Source organism: Microvirga massiliensis, from assembly GCF_001006805.1.
GTDB classification, from domain to species: domain Bacteria; phylum Pseudomonadota; class Alphaproteobacteria; order Rhizobiales; family Beijerinckiaceae; genus Microvirga; species Microvirga massiliensis.
On record NZ_LN811350.1, the window covers coordinates 387,114 to 406,206 of the forward strand.

19 protein-coding genes are annotated in these 19,093 nt (G+C 66.6%); 3 read left to right on the top strand and 16 right to left on the bottom strand.

The window, feature by feature from the left end; all coding sequences use genetic code 11:
- Positions 1–2 precede the first annotated feature (2 nt).
- From BN1233_RS01760 to crtI, 5 genes are read right to left on the bottom strand one after another with little or no spacing between them, the layout of a single operon-like run.
- Positions 3–1,118, bottom strand: coding sequence for a glycosyltransferase family 2 protein (locus BN1233_RS01760; RefSeq protein ID WP_046861768.1), 1,116 nt, complete (start codon positions 1,116–1,118; stop codon positions 3–5).
- Positions 1,115–1,996: a lysophospholipid acyltransferase family protein gene (locus BN1233_RS01765; protein WP_425311668.1), complete on the bottom strand. Its 882-nt coding sequence runs from the start codon at positions 1,994–1,996 to the stop codon at positions 1,115–1,117. Before BN1233_RS01765 ends, BN1233_RS01760 begins: the two co-directional genes overlap by 4 nt.
- On the bottom strand, positions 1,993–3,567 hold the full coding sequence (locus tag BN1233_RS01770) for a phytoene desaturase family protein (protein ID WP_046861769.1): 1,575 nt from the start codon (positions 3,565–3,567) through the stop codon (positions 1,993–1,995). The genes BN1233_RS01765 and BN1233_RS01770 overlap by 4 nt, the downstream gene beginning before the upstream one ends.
- A complete protein-coding gene (locus BN1233_RS50455) occupies positions 3,564–3,692 on the bottom strand; it encodes a hypothetical protein (protein WP_280139431.1) in 129 nt (42 codons plus the stop codon). The genes BN1233_RS01770 and BN1233_RS50455 overlap by 4 nt, the downstream gene beginning before the upstream one ends.
- Complete coding sequence (crtI, locus tag BN1233_RS01775; protein ID WP_046861770.1) at positions 3,689–5,263, bottom strand: phytoene desaturase family protein; 1,575 nt, start codon at positions 5,261–5,263, stop codon at positions 3,689–3,691. The genes BN1233_RS50455 and crtI overlap by 4 nt, the downstream gene beginning before the upstream one ends.
- 159 nt (positions 5,264–5,422) lie before the next feature.
- Between crtI and BN1233_RS01780 the strand changes: the two genes are divergently transcribed.
- On the top strand, positions 5,423–5,746 hold the full coding sequence (locus tag BN1233_RS01780; protein WP_048708893.1) for a helix-turn-helix domain-containing protein: 324 nt from the start codon (positions 5,423–5,425) through the stop codon (positions 5,744–5,746).
- Positions 5,747–5,765: 19 nt separating this feature from the next.
- Here the strand turns inward: BN1233_RS01780 and BN1233_RS01785 are convergent, their stop codons facing one another.
- From BN1233_RS01785 to acnA, 10 genes are all read right to left on the bottom strand, one after another.
- On the bottom strand, positions 5,766–6,035 hold the full coding sequence (locus BN1233_RS01785; RefSeq protein ID WP_046861771.1) for a hypothetical protein: 270 nt from the start codon (positions 6,033–6,035) through the stop codon (positions 5,766–5,768).
- Positions 6,036–6,459: 424 nt separating this feature from the next.
- Positions 6,460–7,203 (bottom strand): DUF1223 domain-containing protein, encoded by a 744-nt coding sequence (locus tag BN1233_RS01790; RefSeq protein ID WP_063776684.1) that lies wholly within the window; start codon positions 7,201–7,203, stop codon positions 6,460–6,462.
- Positions 7,204–7,286: 83 nt separating this feature from the next.
- On the bottom strand, positions 7,287–8,228 hold the full coding sequence (locus tag BN1233_RS01795) for a lipid A biosynthesis lauroyl acyltransferase (RefSeq protein ID WP_046862363.1): 942 nt from the start codon (positions 8,226–8,228) through the stop codon (positions 7,287–7,289).
- A gap of 17 nt (positions 8,229–8,245) precedes the next feature.
- On the bottom strand, positions 8,246–9,268 hold the full coding sequence (locus tag BN1233_RS01800; protein WP_046861772.1) for a zinc-binding dehydrogenase: 1,023 nt from the start codon (positions 9,266–9,268) through the stop codon (positions 8,246–8,248).
- 148 nt (positions 9,269–9,416) lie between these two features.
- A complete protein-coding gene (locus tag BN1233_RS01805; RefSeq protein ID WP_046861773.1) occupies positions 9,417–10,166 on the bottom strand; it encodes an SDR family NAD(P)-dependent oxidoreductase in 750 nt (249 codons plus the stop codon).
- A gap of 2 nt (positions 10,167–10,168) precedes the next feature.
- Entirely contained in the window at positions 10,169–11,443 is a 1,275-nt protein-coding gene (locus BN1233_RS01810; RefSeq protein WP_187144238.1) for a beta-ketoacyl-ACP synthase, read from the bottom strand.
- A gap of 14 nt (positions 11,444–11,457) precedes the next feature.
- Positions 11,458–12,585 (bottom strand): beta-ketoacyl-ACP synthase, encoded by a 1,128-nt coding sequence (locus BN1233_RS01815; protein ID WP_046861775.1) that lies wholly within the window; start codon positions 12,583–12,585, stop codon positions 11,458–11,460.
- Between the two features lie 211 nt (positions 12,586–12,796).
- Entirely contained in the window at positions 12,797–13,255 is a 459-nt protein-coding gene (locus BN1233_RS01820) for a 3-hydroxyacyl-ACP dehydratase FabZ family protein (RefSeq protein ID WP_046861776.1), read from the bottom strand.
- A gap of 5 nt (positions 13,256–13,260) precedes the next feature.
- Positions 13,261–13,542 (bottom strand): acyl carrier protein, encoded by a 282-nt coding sequence (locus tag BN1233_RS01825; protein WP_046861777.1) that lies wholly within the window; start codon positions 13,540–13,542, stop codon positions 13,261–13,263.
- Between the two features lie 193 nt (positions 13,543–13,735).
- Positions 13,736–16,441: an aconitate hydratase AcnA gene (gene acnA, locus BN1233_RS01830; protein ID WP_046861778.1), complete on the bottom strand. Its 2,706-nt coding sequence runs from the start codon at positions 16,439–16,441 to the stop codon at positions 13,736–13,738.
- Positions 16,442–16,673: 232 nt separating this feature from the next.
- Here acnA and ccmA point away from each other — a divergent pair, with 232 nt between their 5' ends.
- Positions 16,674–17,300 (top strand): heme ABC exporter ATP-binding protein CcmA, encoded by a 627-nt coding sequence (gene ccmA, locus BN1233_RS01835; protein ID WP_046861779.1) that lies wholly within the window; start codon positions 16,674–16,676, stop codon positions 17,298–17,300.
- On the top strand, positions 17,297–17,965 hold the full coding sequence (gene ccmB / locus BN1233_RS01840) for a heme exporter protein CcmB (protein WP_046861780.1): 669 nt from the start codon (positions 17,297–17,299) through the stop codon (positions 17,963–17,965). The genes ccmA and ccmB overlap by 4 nt, the downstream gene beginning before the upstream one ends.
- Before the next feature lie 43 nt (positions 17,966–18,008).
- On the opposite strand, the gene BN1233_RS01845 is transcribed toward ccmB, so the two are convergent.
- Positions 18,009–18,995, bottom strand: coding sequence for a M23 family metallopeptidase (locus BN1233_RS01845; protein WP_046862364.1), 987 nt, complete (start codon positions 18,993–18,995; stop codon positions 18,009–18,011).
- Between the last annotated feature and the right edge of the window lie 98 nt (positions 18,996–19,093).

Here is a 19,093-nt window from a genome sequence, read left to right on the forward strand (position 1 = left end):
GCTCACCTCGCGGGATAAAGCCGGCCTTTCCAGCCGGCGGCGTGGCGGCGTCCCCGCAGGAGCGCCGTCCACTGAATCATGAGGGCGGTCGACACGCAGAATGGATGCAGTACGACCGTCCAGGCGCTTTCACGAGCCGCGAGCGTCACCGCGGCGCGAAATCCGAAGGACAGGGCCAGGGCTGCCGCGACCAGAAGGGCCGGGGCAGCGCCGGACAGCGCTGCGGGGAGGAGGAGCACCGGGAGCACGTGCCCGCCGAAGAGGAGCGCTGTCCAGATCGGCAGGGCTCGTCCGTTAGCCATGCCCTCGCGGGCGTTCTTGTCGAAGCCGGCCCAGGCTTCGACAAGGCCCCGGTACATGCGGCAGGTGGCGAGATCAGTGCCCGAGACGATGTCGGTCACGAAGCCGTGGCGCCGGAGGAGGCGTGGCAGATGCAATCCATCGTGGATGAAGCCGCGAATGGCGCCGTGCCCGCCCACCCTTCGATAGACATCGGTGCGCACCATGACGAGCTGGCCACAGGCCGCGCCGAGGCTTGGATCGGGCGCGCGACGCATCAGCGCGACAGGGAGATAGCCGATCATCAGAAGGTTGATCGCGGGCACGGTCAACAGCTCGCCGAGTGTGCGCATCTCCTGTCGGGGCACGCCGCTCACCAGCGGAAAGCCCTCATCCTCCATGTGAGTCGCCAGGGCCGCAGCCGCATGAGAAGCGAGACGCACATCCGCGTCGATGAAGAGAAGATGCGTCCCGGTGGCGGCTTCGGCGAGCCGCTGGCATGCGTGGACCTTGCCGGTCCAGCCATCGGGCAGGGGCGGCGCTGTGACGAGTCGAAGCCGCGGGTCTGCCGCGGCGAGATTACGGACGATCCCGGCGGTGCGATCGGTCGAGCCGTCGTCCATCACCACCACCTCAAGATCCACGTTCCGGCTCGCGAGGGCCGCCGTGACCGCCGTGCCAATGTTGTGCTCCTCGTTGCGGGCGGGCACGAGGATCGATACGCGGGTACCGGATGGCGCCCGTTGGTGGGACAAAGGCCTCATCAGGCGAAGATTCCAGCCTCCGAGCAGCGCCGGCATCGCCGCGAGCGCGAGCGCGACGAAGGCGAGCATGATCATAACGCCCTCCTCTCGTGCGCAGGGTCCCATCTGTTCCCCTTGAGCCGGGCGACGAGAGCCCTCCAGTGGTCGTAGATCCCGCCGATGCCGGCACGGCCGGCCAGCAGGACCTCGAATCGGGCGGGATCTCGGGTGATCACATCGGCACTCAGCCGGTCGAGAGTCCGGGTCAGGGCCGTTTCGAGAAAGGCCAGCCGGTCTCTCCGCGGCATCCCGGCGAGATCGCGACCGGCACATGGCTCACCGAAGGCGAGGCAGGCCTCTCCGCCTCGCTCCGTCCAGAAGGCATATTCGATGGCGAGCGGGACCACGACGGCGCCTGGCGCGAGTTCGCACAGACGCGCGATCCCGGGCTTCAGCGCCAGAGGCCGCTCGCGCACATCAGCGAAGCGCCCCTGGGCGGCAATCCAGATCGCCCGGTTCGGCCGAGAGAGAATATCGGCGCTGTCGCGCAGGAAGGCCGCCGCTCCTCTCGGGCCGGACAGATCGATGCCGTAGCCGCCGATGCGGCCGAAGAAATAGTACTTGTCGAGCATCGCGGCATCGAGCGGCGCATAATGCTCGTGCTTGGGGAAGAACCGGCTGGCCGAGAGAATGTAGACGACGCCGTCCCACCAGGCCGGGTGGTTCGAATAGACCACGAGCGGCCCCTCGCCCGCGGCAAGGTGGGGCGGGCCGCCCCATTGGGCGAGACGCAGGGCATTCATGTGCCGCACGAAGAAGCGGGCGAAGGACCGAGAGAAGAACCGGAAGAGAACCGGGGAGTGGCGAGCGGTCGGCGTCGCGCTTCCGCGCCATGCCGGAACATATGCACGAACCGCTTCGTCCCGCAGGAAGGTTCCGCGGCTGGCAGGTGTCGTGTCGCGGTCGCCTCTCATGACGCGTGCCGCAGGCTGCCTCCGGAGTTTGTGTCGAGAGCCCCTGATGTCGACGGCAGGCTACGCTTGAAATCCGCGTCGAGGGCATCTGCCGCGATCCATCCCGACATCATCACCATGGGCATGCCGGGCCCGGGATGGGCGGCGCCTCCCGCCAGGTAGAGTCCCCGCAAGTGCCGGCTGCGATTGCCAGGCTTGAAGGCGCCGAGAAAGCGGCCGTGGCTGGCGAGCCCATAGATGGCGCCGTTCAGCACCTTGTAGCGCTCGTGGATGTCCTGAGGCGTGAGGTGTCGCTCGATGATGATGCGCTCTTCGATGCCGGTAAGGCCTGCAGTACGCTCGAGCTTGTCGAGGATCACGCGCCGGTAGTCCGGCAACAGACGGGTCCAGTCGTGATGCGGGCGCAGATAGGGCGCGTGGACGAGCACATAGAGCGCCTCGCCGCCCGGAGGGGCGACGCTCGGGTCGGTGCAGGAGGGCGCGGCGATGTAGCAGGTCGGGTCCGGCGCCGGCTCGCCCCTGCCGTAGATGAAATCGAACTCCTCTTCGGGATCCCGCGAGAACACGAAATCGTGGTGGAGCAGGTGATCGTAGCGCCGGTCGAGGCCGAGGTAGAGGACCACGCCCGAGCAAGCCGGCTCGAACCCCTTGCGTTCGTAGCGGGCCGCCGCATCGCCTCCCACGAGTTCGCGATAGGTGCGGATCGAATCCATGTTGGACACCACGGCGTCGAAGGCGAGCCGCTCGCCGGCGGCGGTGCGCACTCCGCTTACCGTTCCCGCCGCGTGGTCGAGACCTGTGATCTCAACGCCGGGCCGGAACTCCGCACCGAGCTCGGCCGCGAGCCGTGCCAGCGCTTCGGCGACGGCGCGCGTACCGCCCATCGGGTACCAAACGCCCTCCGCGGCCTGCATGTGGGCGATCGCGCACAGGACCGCCGGCGAGCCGTACGGCGACGAGCCGACATACTGCGTGAAGTGATCGAGCATCTGCGCGAGCCGGTCGTCCTTTACCCTCGCGCGAATGGTGCCGGCCACCGAGGTGCCCATCCGAAGCGCCAACACGTCGCGCAGGGTCGACGGGTTAAGGTTGGCGCGCAGGTCGATCGTATCGAACAGATCCTCGACGGGTTTCCAGAAGAAGAAGCGATCTGACACGGCGTGCAAATGGGCCGAGAGCTTCTGGAACCGACGGTAGCCTTCGCCGACACGGCGGCCCGGAGCAAAGCGGTCCATGCTCTCCGCCATGGCCGATATATCCTCGACGAGATCGATCCGCGATCCGTCGGCGAAGAAGCAGCGCCACTGGGGATCGAGCCGGCGCAGATCGAGGTAGTCCGTGATGTCCCGCCCCGCCTCGGCGAAGATGCGCTCCAGCACCCGTGGCACCGTGAGGATGGTCGGCCCCATGTCGAAGCGGAAGCCGCCCTGATGCAGCACGGCCGCCTTGCCGCCCATCCATTCATTCTTGTCGAAGAGAGTGGGTCGATATCCCCGCGCTGCGAGCACGCACGCAGCGGCAAGCCCTCCGAGCCCGCCTCCGATAACCGCAACCGATCTGGCCTCGGTCATCGGGCCATCCCTTCCTCTTCGAATTCCGTCGCGATGGACACCGCGAGCTTGCGGATTTTCTTGAGGCCTTCCACCGACATAAGGGCACTGGAGGGCCCGATCTCCGCGACAGGCACGCATCTCATTGCGCTTCCTCCAGGGCTGTGGCGATCTGTCGGTTTCGGAAGAACCAGCGCGCCTGCGTCCGCTCGGCCCGCAGGTCCTCGAGCAGCAGACGCACCGTGATGCGGGCGCCCTCGTAGATCACCGGCAGGCCGCTTCCGGGATGCGTGCCGCCGCCCACGAGATAAAGCCCCCGCCCAAGCCGATTGTGCGGACGGAAATAGAGCATCTGGCGCAAATCATGGGCGAGATTGAAGGTTGCTCCCTCGTTGACGGTTTGGGTGTCGCGCCAGTCGAGTGGCGTGAGAATGCGCTCGTAGCGGATGCGTCTCTCGATTCCCGCCAGACCGAACGCTGCAAGCCGCTTCAGCACGAGCTCGCGGTAACGGGGGGCCTCGACATGCCAGTCGACCCGCGCGCGCAAATTCGGCACGGGCACGAGCACATAAAGGCTCGTGCAGCCGGGCGGCGCCATGCCGGGATCGGTGCGCCCGGCATGCTGCACATAGATCGACGGCTCCTGCGAGAGCACGCCCTTGCCGATCTCGCGGATGTTGCGCTCGTAGTTGCGGGCGAGGAGGATCGTGTGGTGTTCGAGCGCTCCGACTTCCCCTTCGATGCCGAGATAGAGCATGAAGGTCGAGCATGAGAGGCGTGCCCGTTCGATCTTGGCGTCGGGCCAGCGGCGGCGATGCTCTTCCGGTACGAGGCGGCGCACAGCATGGCCGAAATCGCCGTTCACCACGACGGCATCGGCCGGAATGCTTTCCCCGCCCGCCACGACCCCCACGGCGCGGTCGCCCCGGTAGAGCACCCTCTCCACGGGTGTGCCGAGCCGAATGTCGACGCCCATGCGCCGGGCCAGCGCCGCCATGGCATCGGACACGGCTCCGCAGCCGCCGACCGGATGGTAGACTCCGTGCTCGTATTCCAGGAAGCTCAGGATCGTGAAGAGGCTCGGGCACTGGAATGGCGACATGCCCAAGTACTTGCTCTGGAAGGAGAATGCCAGACGGACGCGCGGGTCGCTGAAGTACCGGCGCAGATCCCGGTCGACGCTCACGTGCGGCCGCAGGTAGCGGAGTGCCGCCATCATCGCGGGCGAGGCGATCGCGCCAGGGTGGCAGAAGGCCTGCTGCAGGACCGGCATGAACGCCGCAAACTTGGTCCGGTTGTCATCGAGGAAGCGTCGCACCTGGCGTGCATCCGCCCGGGACAGGAGCGCGATCTCGCTTTCCAGCCGATCGACCCGGGGCGTTGCGCGGATCTCCCCTCCACCTTCGAAGATCAGGTGGTACTGCGGATCGAGGCGTTTCAGGCTGATGTGATCTTCAAGCCGCTCGCCGCACGCGGCGAAGATCTCCATGAGAATTCGCGGATATAGGAAAAAGGTCGGGCCGACATCGAAGCGAAAGCCTCCGGGCGCGGTAAACGTCCTGGTCCGTCCGCCGACGAACTCACTCTTCTCAAAGAGCGTAACCGACAAACCGGCTCGGGCGAGCAGGAGCGCCACGGCAAGCCCGCCCGGTCCTGCTCCGGCAATTGCGACCCGTCGTTGAGCAACGCCGTTCCGGCCCACTCGGCTGAAATCCAAGCTCAGCTCCCGCTCCCTGCGCCGCCTGATGCAGGTCGCAGGATCTGGTTTCGGTCGACGCTACAAACGGGCCTTCAGAAGCATAGGTCGCACCTGGACAGATTCCAGCGTCTGCTACAAATCCGGTCTCCGATTGCCGGATACCGGTCAGGAGGCAGCATGGCTTTTCCGCGTGGGCAAATCGCACTGACTGCATGCCAGGTTCGCATGGCTCGCGCTGCACTTCGCTGGAGCATCGAGGAACTGGCCCGGCATTCGGGGGTCAGCGAGAAGACGATCCGCAGGATCGAGAAAGTATTCGGTGTGCCGCCCAATGTGACGCTCGACACCTTGGAGAAGCTCCAGGCTTGTTTCGAGGCAAGAGGGATGACTCTGATACCCGAAGATGGAAGCCCTAATGGACCTGGCGTGCGCTATGGACGCTACCCGGGGCGCGAGATCGATGGCATTCCGACTGCCGGGAGAGAAATGGCAGCGGAATGACGTCACGCAGCAGCGGGAGCTATCTGTTGTCGGTGGTTGCTGCGCTCCGCATCGTCGCGACGATGTGGTCTACCATCGCCTCACCCCGTTGCGTGAAGCCGACCCGGTCATTCTCGATGCTCACGAGACCGAGCCGCTCCAGTTCGGCAATGGCATCCGGATCCGCATGGTGGCCGGCGCCGTCATCCTGGATGATCTGCTTGACGCGACTGCCACTTTCCAGTTGGTGATAGATCGCGAAAGCGAAGACCGCGAGCGCTTTGTCACTGATCTGGACCGCATCCGGCATGGTGTCCTCCCGAAAGCCTGCTGGCGAAGGTTCGCGCCCGTTAAGCCTCGTGACGTCGTCGAATTCGCGAAAACTCGATGCAGTTCGAGAAGGTTCCCCAAAAGCTGCGAGCTGCCGGCGCGGACGGAAATTCGCCGCAAGCTCTTGTCCCCGGCAGGAGTCTTTGCAGCGGGGCTGTGTTTGTGCTGCTCGCGCATCGTACGGGAAAAGTGGCCCCGCTTTTCCGCCTCGAACGATGCGCTACTCAAGGACCAAAGCATCGGATTAGCCCCAATAGTGGAATCCACTTTTGGGTCCGATGCTATAGGAGCGCGTGAAGGCGGGATGCGTTTGACGGCGCTGTTCGCAGGACGGCCTGCGGAATGGGTGACCGCCGAGAAGCTGACTTCTCGATCGTGGGGCTGAAGATGGTCTTGGCGGTATCTTACATCCCGCTGCTGATGGCCGCCCCGAGGATCGAGCCGGGCTTGGCCCCCCTCCGACCCTGAACCAGCACGACGAAGCCATCGCCGGAGCCGCGCGCCACCAACAGGGGAACGTCCACCCGGGAGCTGCCTCCGGTGAATTCGCCGATCCGTGTGACTGCCAGGACGACATTCGCATAGGTGATGGTGCGACCCCGGTTCTCGCCGCGGCCGATCTCGACGGTGCGGGCCTTGACGACGGGCAGAACATAGAGATCGGCCGGGTCGCGGGTCGGCTCTCCTTCGATCATGATCGAGGCCTGCGCGCCGTTCTCGGCAAGGCTCACCCGCAGGGGCAATGCGCTCTGGTGCAGGGCCTGCTCGATCTGCGCGCGATCCGAGCCGATGACGGAAATGCGCCCGTTGATTACGGCTTGCGGCGTGAAGACCTGCCGGTCGCCGCGCGCATGGGAATAGCCCCGCTGGCGCGCGGAGAAGGAGGCATGCGCGAGCGTGTCCTTCCAGCCGAGATAATCCCAGTAGTCGACCGGCAGCGTCAGCGCGATCACGTCGGGTCTGCGGGCCAATTCCGCCAGATTTGCATCGGCAGGCGGACAGGACGAGCACCCTTGGCTCGTAAAGAGCTCCACGACGGCGCGCGGGCTCCTGTCGGGCTCGGATTGCGCGAGAGCACCGCTCCCCGCCAGAAGTGTGCCGGCGAGGATGCCGAGGCTGCCGAACAGCCGGACGAGACTCGTAACCATGGTCGCGACTCAACACGAAACCGTCGTCGACGGAAACTCACGTTGCGTTGAAGCGTGGTTCGAATTGCATGCGGTGGACTGATTCAGCGCCGGCTCGGGCGGCCGGCCGGCGCGGGAGCACGCCAGCGCCGATGCATCCACAGCCACTGGCCGGGATGCTCTCTGACCCAGTCTTCGACGACGGACGTCATCGCCTGCATCGCGCCGGTCACGTCGATCTGGCCCTCCGCGTCGCGCGGCAGATCGAGGGGCGGCGTCAATTCGAGACGGAAGCGGTACTCGGGCAGGCGGATGACGCGAACGCCGTGGACCGGGCATTCAAAACGGCGAGCGAACTTGGCGAGAATCGGATTGGCGAGGGCAGGCCTTCCGAAGAACGAGACTCCGACGCCGCGGGTGAAGTGCTGGTCGACGAGCATGCCGAGATGCCCGCCGCGCTCGAGAACACCCTGCATCGCGAAGGCCGCACCCTGGCGCGCCGCCTCAAGGCCGCCCATCGTCCCGCTGCGGACCTCGTGAACGAGGCTCGCGACCGCCGGGTCGTTCGGAGCGCGGAAGACCGCAGTGGCTTCGAGCCCGAACCGCGCCGCGCAGATCGCCGGAAGCTCCCAGTTTCCGAGATGCGCGGAAAAGATGATGCCGGGCCGGCCATCATCGCGGAGCGCGAGGAAATGCTCGATTCCCGCGACCTCGATCCGGCCTTCGTCCGGGTGCTCCGGGTCCCAGTCGAACAGATGCTGGAGATGGGCATATTCCGCACCCGTCCGGCCGAGATTGTCCCAGGCCTCGAGAGCGATCTCGCGCACCCGCTCTTCCGGGAGGTCCGGGAAGGCGGCGCGGATGTTCGCAAGCGCCGTGTGGTGAGCCGGCAGGAGGCGGCCGAATCGGCGTGCCAGCGCTCCCCCGACATCGCTCGCCCGATCCGGTCCGAGCTTGCGCGCGAGCGCGAATACACTCCGCGTAAGGCCGACCATCGCGGGCGCTGCGGCGCGGGCCGCGAGGTTGCGGCGCCGGGACGGCGCCATGGGAAGCGGGCGCATCTTCAAAGGGTGATCACCACTTTGCCGAAGACGCGCCGGCTCTCGAGCCGTTCGAGGCCTCTCTGGAAATCGTCGAGCGGGAAGACGGAATCGATCACCGGATGGAGACCCGACGCCATCTTGTCGAGGGCGTCTGCGATGTTCCGAAGCGTGCAGCCGAAGGAGCCGAAGATCCGGTATTGCTGCTGGAAGAGCTGCATCAGGTTCATCGTCGTCGAGACGCCGGAAGTCGATCCGCAGGTCACGAGCCGGCCGCCCCGCTTGAGACACAGGAGCGAGCCGTTCCAAGTATCGGCGCCGACATGCTCGAAGACGACGTCGACGCCCTTCCGCTTGGTGAGACGGCGGACCTCGCCCTCGAAGCGTTCCGTCCGATAGTTGATCACGTGATCGGCGCCGAGCGCGCGCGCCTTCTCGGCCTTCTCGTCGTCGCCGACGGTCGTGAACACCGTGCAGCCGATCGCCTTCGCCATCTTGATCGCGGCGCTGCCGATCCCGGAGCCGCCGGCATGGACGAGGATCGACTCGCCGGGCTCGAGCCGGGCATTGTCGAACAGCATGTGCTGGACGGTTCCAAAGCCGATCGGCGCGCAGGCGGCCTGCTCGAAAGACACTCCCGGCGGGACCTTCACGACGAGGCGCTCCGGGCGGTTCAGCAATTCGCGGGCAAAGCCGTCGATGTGGAAGCCCATGATCCCGGCGACGTTCTCGCAGAGATTGTCGCGGCCCTCCCGGCAGGCCTTGCAGGTCCCGCAGGTATCGGCGCCGTACATCGTAACGGGATCTCCGGCCTTGAAGCGTGTGACATCCGGCCCGACGGCCACGACCTCGCCCGCAGCCTCGACGCCCGCAATCTGGGGCATCTTGCGCTTGGCGAAGGCCATGCCGCGGAAGCCCCAGACGTCGAGATAATTGAGCGCCAGCGCTCGGACGCGGATCTGGACCTCTGCGGCTTCCGGCGCGGGAGGCGGATCGATGTCCGTCAGGCGAAGGTCGCGGTCGCCGAAAAGCTGAAGGGCGCGCATGGGATCGGGTCGCTCCAGGTGAGACCGCCATGGAGAGCGGGTAGCGGGGCCGGCAAGGCAGGAAGGTGCGGATTACAGGGTTTGGGACGCGAGCGAAATCACGATCCCTGTCGCAACATACCGCACCGCGTCGGAGCGGAGCGGAATATCAGCGATGCACTCCGATCATGGCAGTGAGCCCGCCATCGACCGGAAGGGTTGTGCCGGTGATATAGGCCGCGGGCTCGCTGAGGAGGAAGGCCGCCATGCCGGCGATCTCCTCGGGTTTCGCAAAGCGGCCGGCCGGGATCTGCTTTTCCATACCGGCCCGGTAGGTGGCATAGGGCGCCATCATGTCGGTGTCGATGAAGCCGGGCGCGATCACGTTGACCGTGATGCCGCGTTTGGCGGTCTCGATCGCGAGCGTCCGGGCGTAGGACAGGAGCGCGCCTTTCGAGGCCGCATAGGCCGCGTTGCCGGGATTGCCCTGCAGCGCCGCCACCGAGCCGATGGCGACGATGCGGCCGTTGCGGCTGCGGATCATGCCGCGCAGGAGCGTCTTGGCGATCCGGGTCATCGACCAGAAATTCACCTGCATCGCCGCCTCGGCCTTGTCCTGGGCCATGGTGGCGGCGAGCACGTCATAGGGCTGGCCGGCATTGTGCACGAAGCCGAAATAGGCCTCGTCGGCGAGCGTCTCGCAGAACGCCTCGATGGCGGTCTTGTCGGCGAGATCGAGCTCGCGCGGCGTGACGGTTGCGCCGGGATGGGCGGCGGCGAGATCTGCCGCGAGCGCCTGCGCGGCCTCGCCCGAGGACCGGTAGGTGAAATGGACGTCATGGCCCGCCGCCACGAGCGCCCGCACGATGGCCGCACCGACGCCCTTGCCGCCCCCGGTGACGAGAACGCGCTCTCGCATCGCTAATGCGGCTCCACGCCGAAGACGAGACAGGTGTTCTGTCCGCCGAAGCCGAAGGAGTTCGAGAGCACGCGCGTCACCGGCACATCACGGGCGACGTTCGGCACGACATCGAGGGGAATGGCCGGGTCCGGAATCGCGTAATTGATCGTCGGCGGGATCCGGCCGCGGCCGATCGTGAGGAGCGAGACGACCGCCTCGACCGCGCCCGCGGCAGTCAGGGTGTGGCCGAGCATCGACTTGTTCGACGAGATCGGCACGCTCTTCATGCGTTCGCCGAACACCGCCATGCAGCCCATGGCCTCCATCTTGTCGTTCTCGGGCGTGCCGGTGCCGTGGGCGTTCACGCTGTCGATGGCGTCGGGCTCCAGCCCGGCATCGTCCAGGGCGTTCCGGATCGCGGCGATGATCGGGGCTCCGTCCGGGCTCGAGCGCGTCCGGTGGAAGCCGTCGCCGCGCTCCCCGCAGCCCAGGACATAACCCAGGATGCGGGCGCCGCGGGCCCGCGCGTGCTCGGCATCTTCGAGGACGAGGGCGGCGGCGCCTTCGCCCATGACGAATCCGTCCCGGTTCTTGGAGAACGGCTTCGAGGCAGCTTCGGGCGTGTCGTTCTGGGTCGAGAGCGCCGAGAGAAGCGAGAAGCGGATGAGTGATTCCGGGTTCACGGAACCGTCCGTGCCAATGCAGAGCGCTGCCTGCGTTTCGCCGCGCCGGATAGCCTCGACGCCGAGTTGGATTGCCGTAGCGCCGGAGGAGCAGGCGGTCGAGAGCGAGATCGGCGATCCTCGGGTCCCGAACCGCTCGGCCAGCCGGTCGGCGACCGTTCCGAAGATGAAGAGATCGTGCCAGTTCGCGAAGCGGCCGGTTGCCGCCGCCGCGAGGAGATCGCGATAGGTCAGTTCTCCGGCTTGGCCCGACGCCTCGGCCAGCGCCTCGCGCTGCGGCCATTCCATCTCGACTGGCGGGACCGCGACGAACAGTGCCCCCGGAAAATCGTGGGACGCCAGTCCCGACTCGCCGATCGCCTCCTCGGCCGCAAGCGTCGCGAGCCGCTCCGAGAGGACGGGCGCGCAGAATGGTTTCACCGGAACATCGTCGACCGTCCCGGCGATGCGCGTGCGCAATCCCTCGGTCGGGAACCGCGTGACGGTCTTGATGCCCGATCGTCCAGCCGTGAGGGCGGCCCAGGTATCCTCCTTGCCGTGCCCGACCGATGTCACGACACCCATGCCGGTAACGGCGACGACGGGACGGCCTTTTCGGTCCTTCAGCGCCATGATTCGATTCTTTCTCAGGAGACTCGCGTCACGCGGATCATGCCCTCGCCGCGGCGGTGGCCCATTGCCGTGACGAGCGCTTCGCCGGCCTCGCCGCGCGCGATCATTGCCGCTGCTAGCCCGACGCCAGCGGATGCCTGGGCTTCGAGGAGATGTCCGGTGACATCCCCCGTTGCGTGGAGGCGCGCTCGGGGTGCCAACTCGCGCAGGGCATCCTGTTCCTCGGCCGTGATCGGTGCAACACCCGTCGCGCCGGAGATCACGAGATCGGGATGGGCCTCAAGGCGCGCGCCGAGCGTCGCAATCATCCGCTTCACGCTGCCGGGCTCCCGGCGCGAGCGGTCGGAGACGACACCTGCCACCTTCGCGAGCGGCCTGACACCCCGTTCCTCGGCATGCTCCCTGGCTTCCAGGACCAGGAATGCGCCGCCGCTTGCTAGCACCAAGCCACCCTCGGGGCCACGGTCGAAGACCGGGCGATACGGATGCTTCCAGAGAAACCCGCCCATGGCGTGGACGAGGAGAGCGTCGGGCCGCTCGGCATTGTAGGAACCGCCGACCAGGAAGATGTCGTCCTGCCCCGAAGCGATACGGGCCTGTGCGATGCGGATCGCATCGGTTCCGCTCGATTCCTCGCCCATGAATGTGCGTGAGGCGCCGGTCACGCCGTGCACGATCGAGATGTTGCCGGCGAGGAGGTTGGACAGCTGCGCGAGGAAGAGCGTCGGCCTCAGATCGCTCATGAGATGTTGGTTCAGGAAGACGCCCGGGTCTGGCGCCGTCCGAAGTCCGCTCAGGATCGCGGAATCGGCCGCGTAATCCCGTTCCCCGCCGCCCGCCGCGACGATGAGGTGCATGCGCGCCTTCAGGTCGGTATCGTCCTTCGCCGCGGCCGAATCGAGCGCCATGCCGGCGGCATAAGTGCCGAGGCGCTGCCAGGCCTCCATCTGGCGCTGATCGGATTTCTTCGGGATCTGGCGGTCGAAATCGACCGGCACGACCGGGTGGACCGGGTAAGGCGCGTAGGTTTCCGCATCGGCGCGCGGCGGCGCACCGGACGACATCGCCTCGAGATGCGCCTCGACGCCCTCTCCCGCGCAGGAGACGAGCCCGATGCCGGTAATGACCACCTCGCGCGTCATGCGGACTCCTGGGGCGGATTGTGCTCACTCTGCGGGCGTGGGGTTTCCCCCCTCACCCGGACGCTCCGCGTCCGACCTCTCCCTCTGGGAGGGAGGTGACGTGCGAGCGCCGCCCTCTTCACCTCTCCCTTGACGGGAGAGATCGCCCCGAAGGGGCGGGTGAGGGTGGCAGCGCCGACGTCGCAAGGACAGCGTAACACTAAGGCGGAAGTCATACCCCCTCCGGCATCCCAATGCGCCGCCCCTGGGCGCGCATCTTCTCGTCGAGGCCGGCCGGGAAGGGCATGGTCTTGAAGCGGAGCTCCGCGTCGCAGATGGCCTTGCCGTCGACCGCGATCTTCGCCCGCGTGACGGCGTAGCCCGAGCCTTCGTGCTCGAGATGCGCCTCGGTCGAGAGGATCGTGCCGGGGCCCACGAAGGTGCGGAACCGCGCCTTGTCGACGGCCATGAGAAACGGCATGTGCGTAAAATTCATGAGCCCGAGCACGAGATAGCCCGAGGCTTGTGCCATGGTCTCGGTCAGGAGCACGCCGGGGACGAGCGGATGTCCCGGGAAATGGCCTTCAAACACCGGACTCTCGTCCGGCACCGTCGACCGGGTCTCGATCCGCTGCGCGTCGCGATCGAACGCAACGACGCGGTCGATCATCTCGAAATATTCCAGGCGCATGCGCGCTATGCGTTCTTCGCAGCCACCAGCGCGTCGATGCGGGAGACGAGATTCTTGAGCACGAAGTATTCCTCTGCCGGAACCTTCCCCTCGTTAACCTCCTGCGTCCACTGCTCGAGCGGGAGCTTGATTCCGAAGGCCTTGTCGACCGCGAACGCGATATCGAGAAACGCCAGCGAATCGATCCCGAGGTCATCGATCGCGTGGCTCTCGGGTGTGATCTGCTCGCGCGGAATATCGGCTGTCTCGGCAATGATGCCGGCAACGGTGTCGAAGGTGGAGGACATCGCCTCGCTCTCCTGAACGGGTTTTTCTGGAAGCGCGACGTCCGCCGGGCTTAAGGCCCATCCCCCGGTCGCCAGTTCCAACGTGCTTGAGTTGGCCCCCTTACACGAGGGGAACCGGGGCGGCAACACCCGCCGCCCCAGCCATCTGGTGAGGTGTCGCCCGGATTCCGGGCGGTCACCCTTTATTGATCATTCAGGCCGCGAGCTGACGCAGGACGTAGTGGAGGATGCCGCCGTTGCGGAAATATTCCAGCTCGTCGAGCGTATCGATCCGGCAGATCACCGGAATGCGCTTCACGGCGCCGTCCGCAGAGGTGATCTCCACCTCGAGACGCTGCCGAGGCCGCAGATCGCCGGCCAGGCCGCGGATGGTGACGGTCTCGTCGCCCTTGAGTCCGAGGCTCTGCCAGGAGGTCCCCTCTTCGAACACCAGCGGCACGACGCCCATTCCGACCAGGTTCGAGCGGTGGATGCGCTCGAAGCTCTCGGCGATCACCGCCCGGATGCCGAGAAGCTTCGTTCCCTTCGCGGCCCAGTCGCGCGACGAGCCGGTGCCGTATTCCTTGCCGGCGATCACGACGAGCGGAACGTTCTCGCTCTGGTAGCGCATGGCCGCATCGTAGATGAACATGCGCTCGCCCGAGGGGTGGTGGATGGTGTAGCCGCCCTCGACCGCATTGCCGGACTCGTCGCGCACCATCTGGTTCTTGATCCGGATGTTCGCGAAGGTCCCGCGCATCATCACCTCGTGATTGCCTCGCCGGGTTCCGTACTGGTTGAAGTCCGCGACGGCGACCTGGTGCTCCTGTAGGTAATGGCCCGCCGGCGAGTTCGCCCGGATGTTGCCGGCCGGCGAGATGTGGTCGGTCGTGATCGAATCGAGGAACAGGCCGAGGATGCGCGCGGAGACGATGTCCGTCACGGGCTTCGGCTCCCGCGTCATACCCTCGAAATAGGGCGGGTTCTGCACGTAGGTGGAGCCGATGTCCCACTCGAAGGTGAGGCCGGGCTCGACCGTGACCTTCTTCCAGTTCTCGTCACCCGTGAACACGTCCGCGTAGCGAGTTTTGAAGAGCTCGCTCGTGACTGTGCGATCGATGAACGCCTGCACCTCGCTCGAGGACGGCCAGATGTCCTTGAGGTAGACGGGCTGTCCGTCGGAGCCTGTCCCCAATGGCTCCGTCGTGAGGTCGATGAGCATCGTTCCCGCGAGCGCGTAGGCCACGACGAGCGGCGGCGAAGCCAGATAGTTCGCGCGAACATCCGGGTTGACGCGACCCTCGAAGTTGCGGTTGCCCGAGAGCACCGACACGGCCACGAGATCGTTGTCGTTGATGGCTTTCGAGACATTGGCGGGCAGCGGACCCGAATTGCCGATGCAGGTCGTGCAGCCGAAGCCCACGAGGTTGAAGCCGAGCCGGTCGAGGTCCTCCTGCAGGCCCGCCTTTGCGAAATACTCGGCGACGATCTGCGAACCCGGCGCGAGCGACGTCTTCACCCAAGGCTTCGTCTTGAGGCCCTTGGCGACGGCATTGCGGGCGAGAAGTCCGGCGCCGATCATCACGCTCGGGTTCGACGTGTTCGTGCAGGAGGTGATCGCCGCGATCACGACGTCGCCGTGGCCGATGTCGAAATTGGCATCCTCGACCTTCACGCGACGGCCGAGTTCGGAGGCCTTGCGGAACTCCTTGTCCATCGCGTTCGTGAACTCGGTCTTCGCGCCTTCGAGAGTCACCCGATCCTGCGGGCGCTTCGGGCCGGCAAGCGACGGGCCGACATCGCCGAGGTCGAGTTCGAGCGTGTCCGTGAAGACGGGATCCGGCGTGTCCGCAGTGCGCCACGTGCCCTGCGCCTTGGCGTAGGCCTCGACGAGCGCGATGCGCTCGTCCGTCCGGCCGGTGGTGCGCAGATAATCGATGGTTTTCTGGTCGACCGGGAAGAAGCCGCAGGTCGCCCCGTATTCCGGCGCCATGTTGCCGATCGTCGCGCGGTCGGCCACCGTCATGTCATTGAGGCCGGGCCCGTAGAACTCCACGAACTTGCCGACGACGCCCTTCTTGCGGAGCATCTGTGTGACCGTCAGCACGAGGTCCGTCGCCGTGACGCCCTCGCGCAAGCGGCCGGTCAGCTTGAAGCCGACGACCTCGGGGATGAGCATCGAGATCGGCTGGCCGAGCATCGCGGCCTCCGCCTCGATTCCGCCGACGCCCCAGCCGAGCACAGACAGGCCGTTCACCATCGTGGTGTGGGAATCGGTTCCGACGAGCGTGTCCGGATAGGCCACTTCCTCGGCCTCGGCCTCGTATTTCCGGGTCCAGACCGTCTGCGACAGGAATTCGAGATTGACCTGGTGACAGATGCCCGTCCCGGGCGGCACCACCGAGAAATTCGTGAAGGCCGTCTGCCCCCATTTCAGGAAGCGGTAACGCTCGCCATTGCGCTTGTATTCGAGGTCGACGTTCTTCGCGAAAGCCATCGGAGTCCCGAACTCGTCGACGATCACCGAGTGATCGATCACGAGATCGACCGGGACGAGCGGGTTGATCCGGCGCGGATCGCCGCCGAGTGTTTTCATGGCGTCGCGCATGGCTGCGAGATCGACGACCGCGGGCACGCCGGTGAAGTCCTGCATGAGGACGCGCGCCGGCCGGAAGGCGATCTCCTTCTCGACCCTGCCGCGGTTCTGGAGCCAGGCGGCGACCGCCTCAATGTCGGCGCGGGTCACGGTGCGGCCGTCCTCATAGCGCAGCAGATTCTCGAGCAGCACCCGCATCGAGAAGGGCAGTTTCGAGATGCCCTTGAGGCCGTTCTTCTCGGCTTCGGCCAGGGAGAAATAGGTGTAGGTCTTGGCGCCGACGGTCAGGGTCTGGCGCGCATTGAAGTTGTTGGAATGCGTCATGGCTATCCTCGCGAGCGGTTTCACACGAACGATCGTTCGGCCGAATTGCGCGAATGCGCGCGCCGCCCCGGGAGCGCCCGGACTGGTGGAAACGCGCGAGACGGATTGGACGCCTTGGCGCGCGGCGCAGCCGTCGGCTCTATAGATCAAATCGGCCGCGCCCGCTACAGCGTTCCGCCACGGAGCGGCTCGGCACAGGGCTGCCGGCCGCCATCGAGCAACAGGGGTTGGGGTGAGAATCCTCGTCGAGAATCTGGCCTGCCGGCGCGGCGGGCGCCTCGTTTTCGAGGGTCTCTCGTTCCGGATCGGATCCGGGGAGGCTCTCGTGGTGACGGGCCGGAACGGCGCCGGGAAGTCCACCCTTCTGGCGGCGCTCGCGGGCGCGATCACCCCGTCTGCCGGACGCATCACCACGGAGGGGAACGGGTCGGACGACACGCCGCTGGTGGAGCGCCTCCATGCCGTCGGCCACCGTGACGGGCTGAAGGCAGTCCTGACGGCGCGCGAGAATCTCGCTTTCTGCCGTGACCTGTTCGGCAACCCCGCCCTGGAGCCCGAAGAGGCCCTTGAGCGGGTCGGCCTGGCCCATGCAGTGGATTTGCCGGTCGCCTATCTTTCGGCGGGCCAGCGCCGGCGCGTCGCGCTCGCCCGCCTGCTTGTGGCGCATCGCCCACTCTGGCTGCTCGACGAGCCGACGGCCGCGCTCGACGCGAGATCGCAGGCCACGCTCCTGACCCTCATGCAGGAGCATATCGCCGGTGGCGGCCTGATCATCGCCGCGACCCATGCTCCTCTCGGGCTAGCCGCCCAGGAGATCCGGATCGGATCCGACGGGGCCGGCAGAGGAGCGGCGTCATGAGATCCGCTTTTGCGGCGCTGCTCCGGCGTGACCTCGCTCTCGCGACCCGGATCGGAGGCTCGGGGGCGCTCGGGCTGATCTTCTTCCTCATGGTCGTCACGCTGGTCCCCTTCGCGATCGGGCCGGACCTCAACCTTTTGTCCCGGATCGGCCCGGCGATTCTCTGGATCGCGGCGGTGCTGGCCACGTTGATCGGGCTCGACCGCCTGTTTCAGGCCGATGAGGAGGACGGATCGCTCGATCTCCTGCGGGCCGCGCCCGTGCCGCTCGAGATGATGGTCCTCGCCAAGGTTCTCGCCCACTGGCTCACGACCGGGCTCCCGCTCGCGCTCGCCTCTCCCCTCTTCGGGCTTCTCGTCGCCCTCTCGCCAGAGGCCATGGCCGCCATGGTCGCGACGCTCGTCGTCGGCACGCCGGCGCTGACCTTCGTGGGGGCCGTCGGCGCGGCGCTCACGGCCTCGCTACGCCGTGGCGGCCAGATTCTCGCGATTCTCGTCCTGCCGCTCATGATCCCGACGCTGATTTTCGGGGTTTCAGCGGCGAATTCCGCCACCGGGGGCACGATTCCCTTCGCGACCCCCATGCTCATCCTGGCCGCAATCACCCTCGTGTCGGCCGTGATCGGGACGATCGGCGCGGCGGCGGCTCTGCGGTCGCCCGAATGACTGGCCGCCCTTGTCCGGCCGTGAGCGAGCCGCGGGGCCGACCTCATGGCAGGTCGAGGGTAAACGTCTCCTCGATCGCCGGCTCGCCGCCGCGGATCACCTGGTAGCGGGCCGTGTACCGCCCCGAGAGCCACCCTCCGGGTGGCCGTTTCAATCCGACGAACTTGAAATACTGTGCCTTCGGGCCGTCGAGGGGCGGATCCGTATCAGCGGCCATGATGCGGCCGTCGGGTCCGGCAAGAGAAAGATGCTGCACGTCGCCGGCCTTCAGCCCGATGGCACGGATGAAGGCGACGATGGCCGGGGCGTCCCGCTCCGGTGCAACCCGGCCAGCCTCTCCTATCTCGATGGCCTTCATGGTCACGGCGCCGGACGCAAAGCCTCGGTTCAGCAAGGCGCCGGGACGGTAGACGAGCGACTTTGCGACGCTCTCGCTCCAGAGGGATAGCCCCTCTCCACAGGCTCCAGGTTCAAGATCGGCCGCGAAGGGATCGATGATCCTGCCGTTCTGACGGACCGTGAAGTGCAGGTGCGGATATTCCGTGAGGCCGGAGAGACCGACGCGACCGATCGGGTAGCCGGCTGGGATGCGGTCTCCCGGCTTCACGCGCACGCTGCCCCGTTGCAGATGGCAATATTGCGTTTCGAGGCCGTCCTCATGGGCGATCACGATGCCGTTGCCGCATTCAACCCCCTGCACCTGGCCTTCCGGACGAGCGCGCACCGGGATATCGGGCACGCCGTCGCGTATCCTTTTCACCTGCCCGGGTGCCGCCGCGAGAACCGCGACGCCGTTGTTCATGTCGACGAGCGTGGGCACCCGGAAGTCGGTTCCGGTGTGTCCCTGATAGGTGAGCGTCCCGCAGGCGAAGTCCCGGGCTTCCGGACCGGGATCGTGATCGACGTAGTTCTGGACGAAGCAGGTGTGCCCGATCTCGCAATCGATGGGCAGTTGAAACCTGGTCTCTTCCGCAGTGGCTGCCGTCGGCACCAGCGCGATGCCGAGACAGAAAGCACGGATCCAGCTCATCGGCCCACCCCGCCCGTCCGACCTGCGGATCGCCTGGACCGCGCCGCTTCTTGCGAAAGCCCGGCCAGAAATCTCGGGTCGATGAGCCATCATGCGCT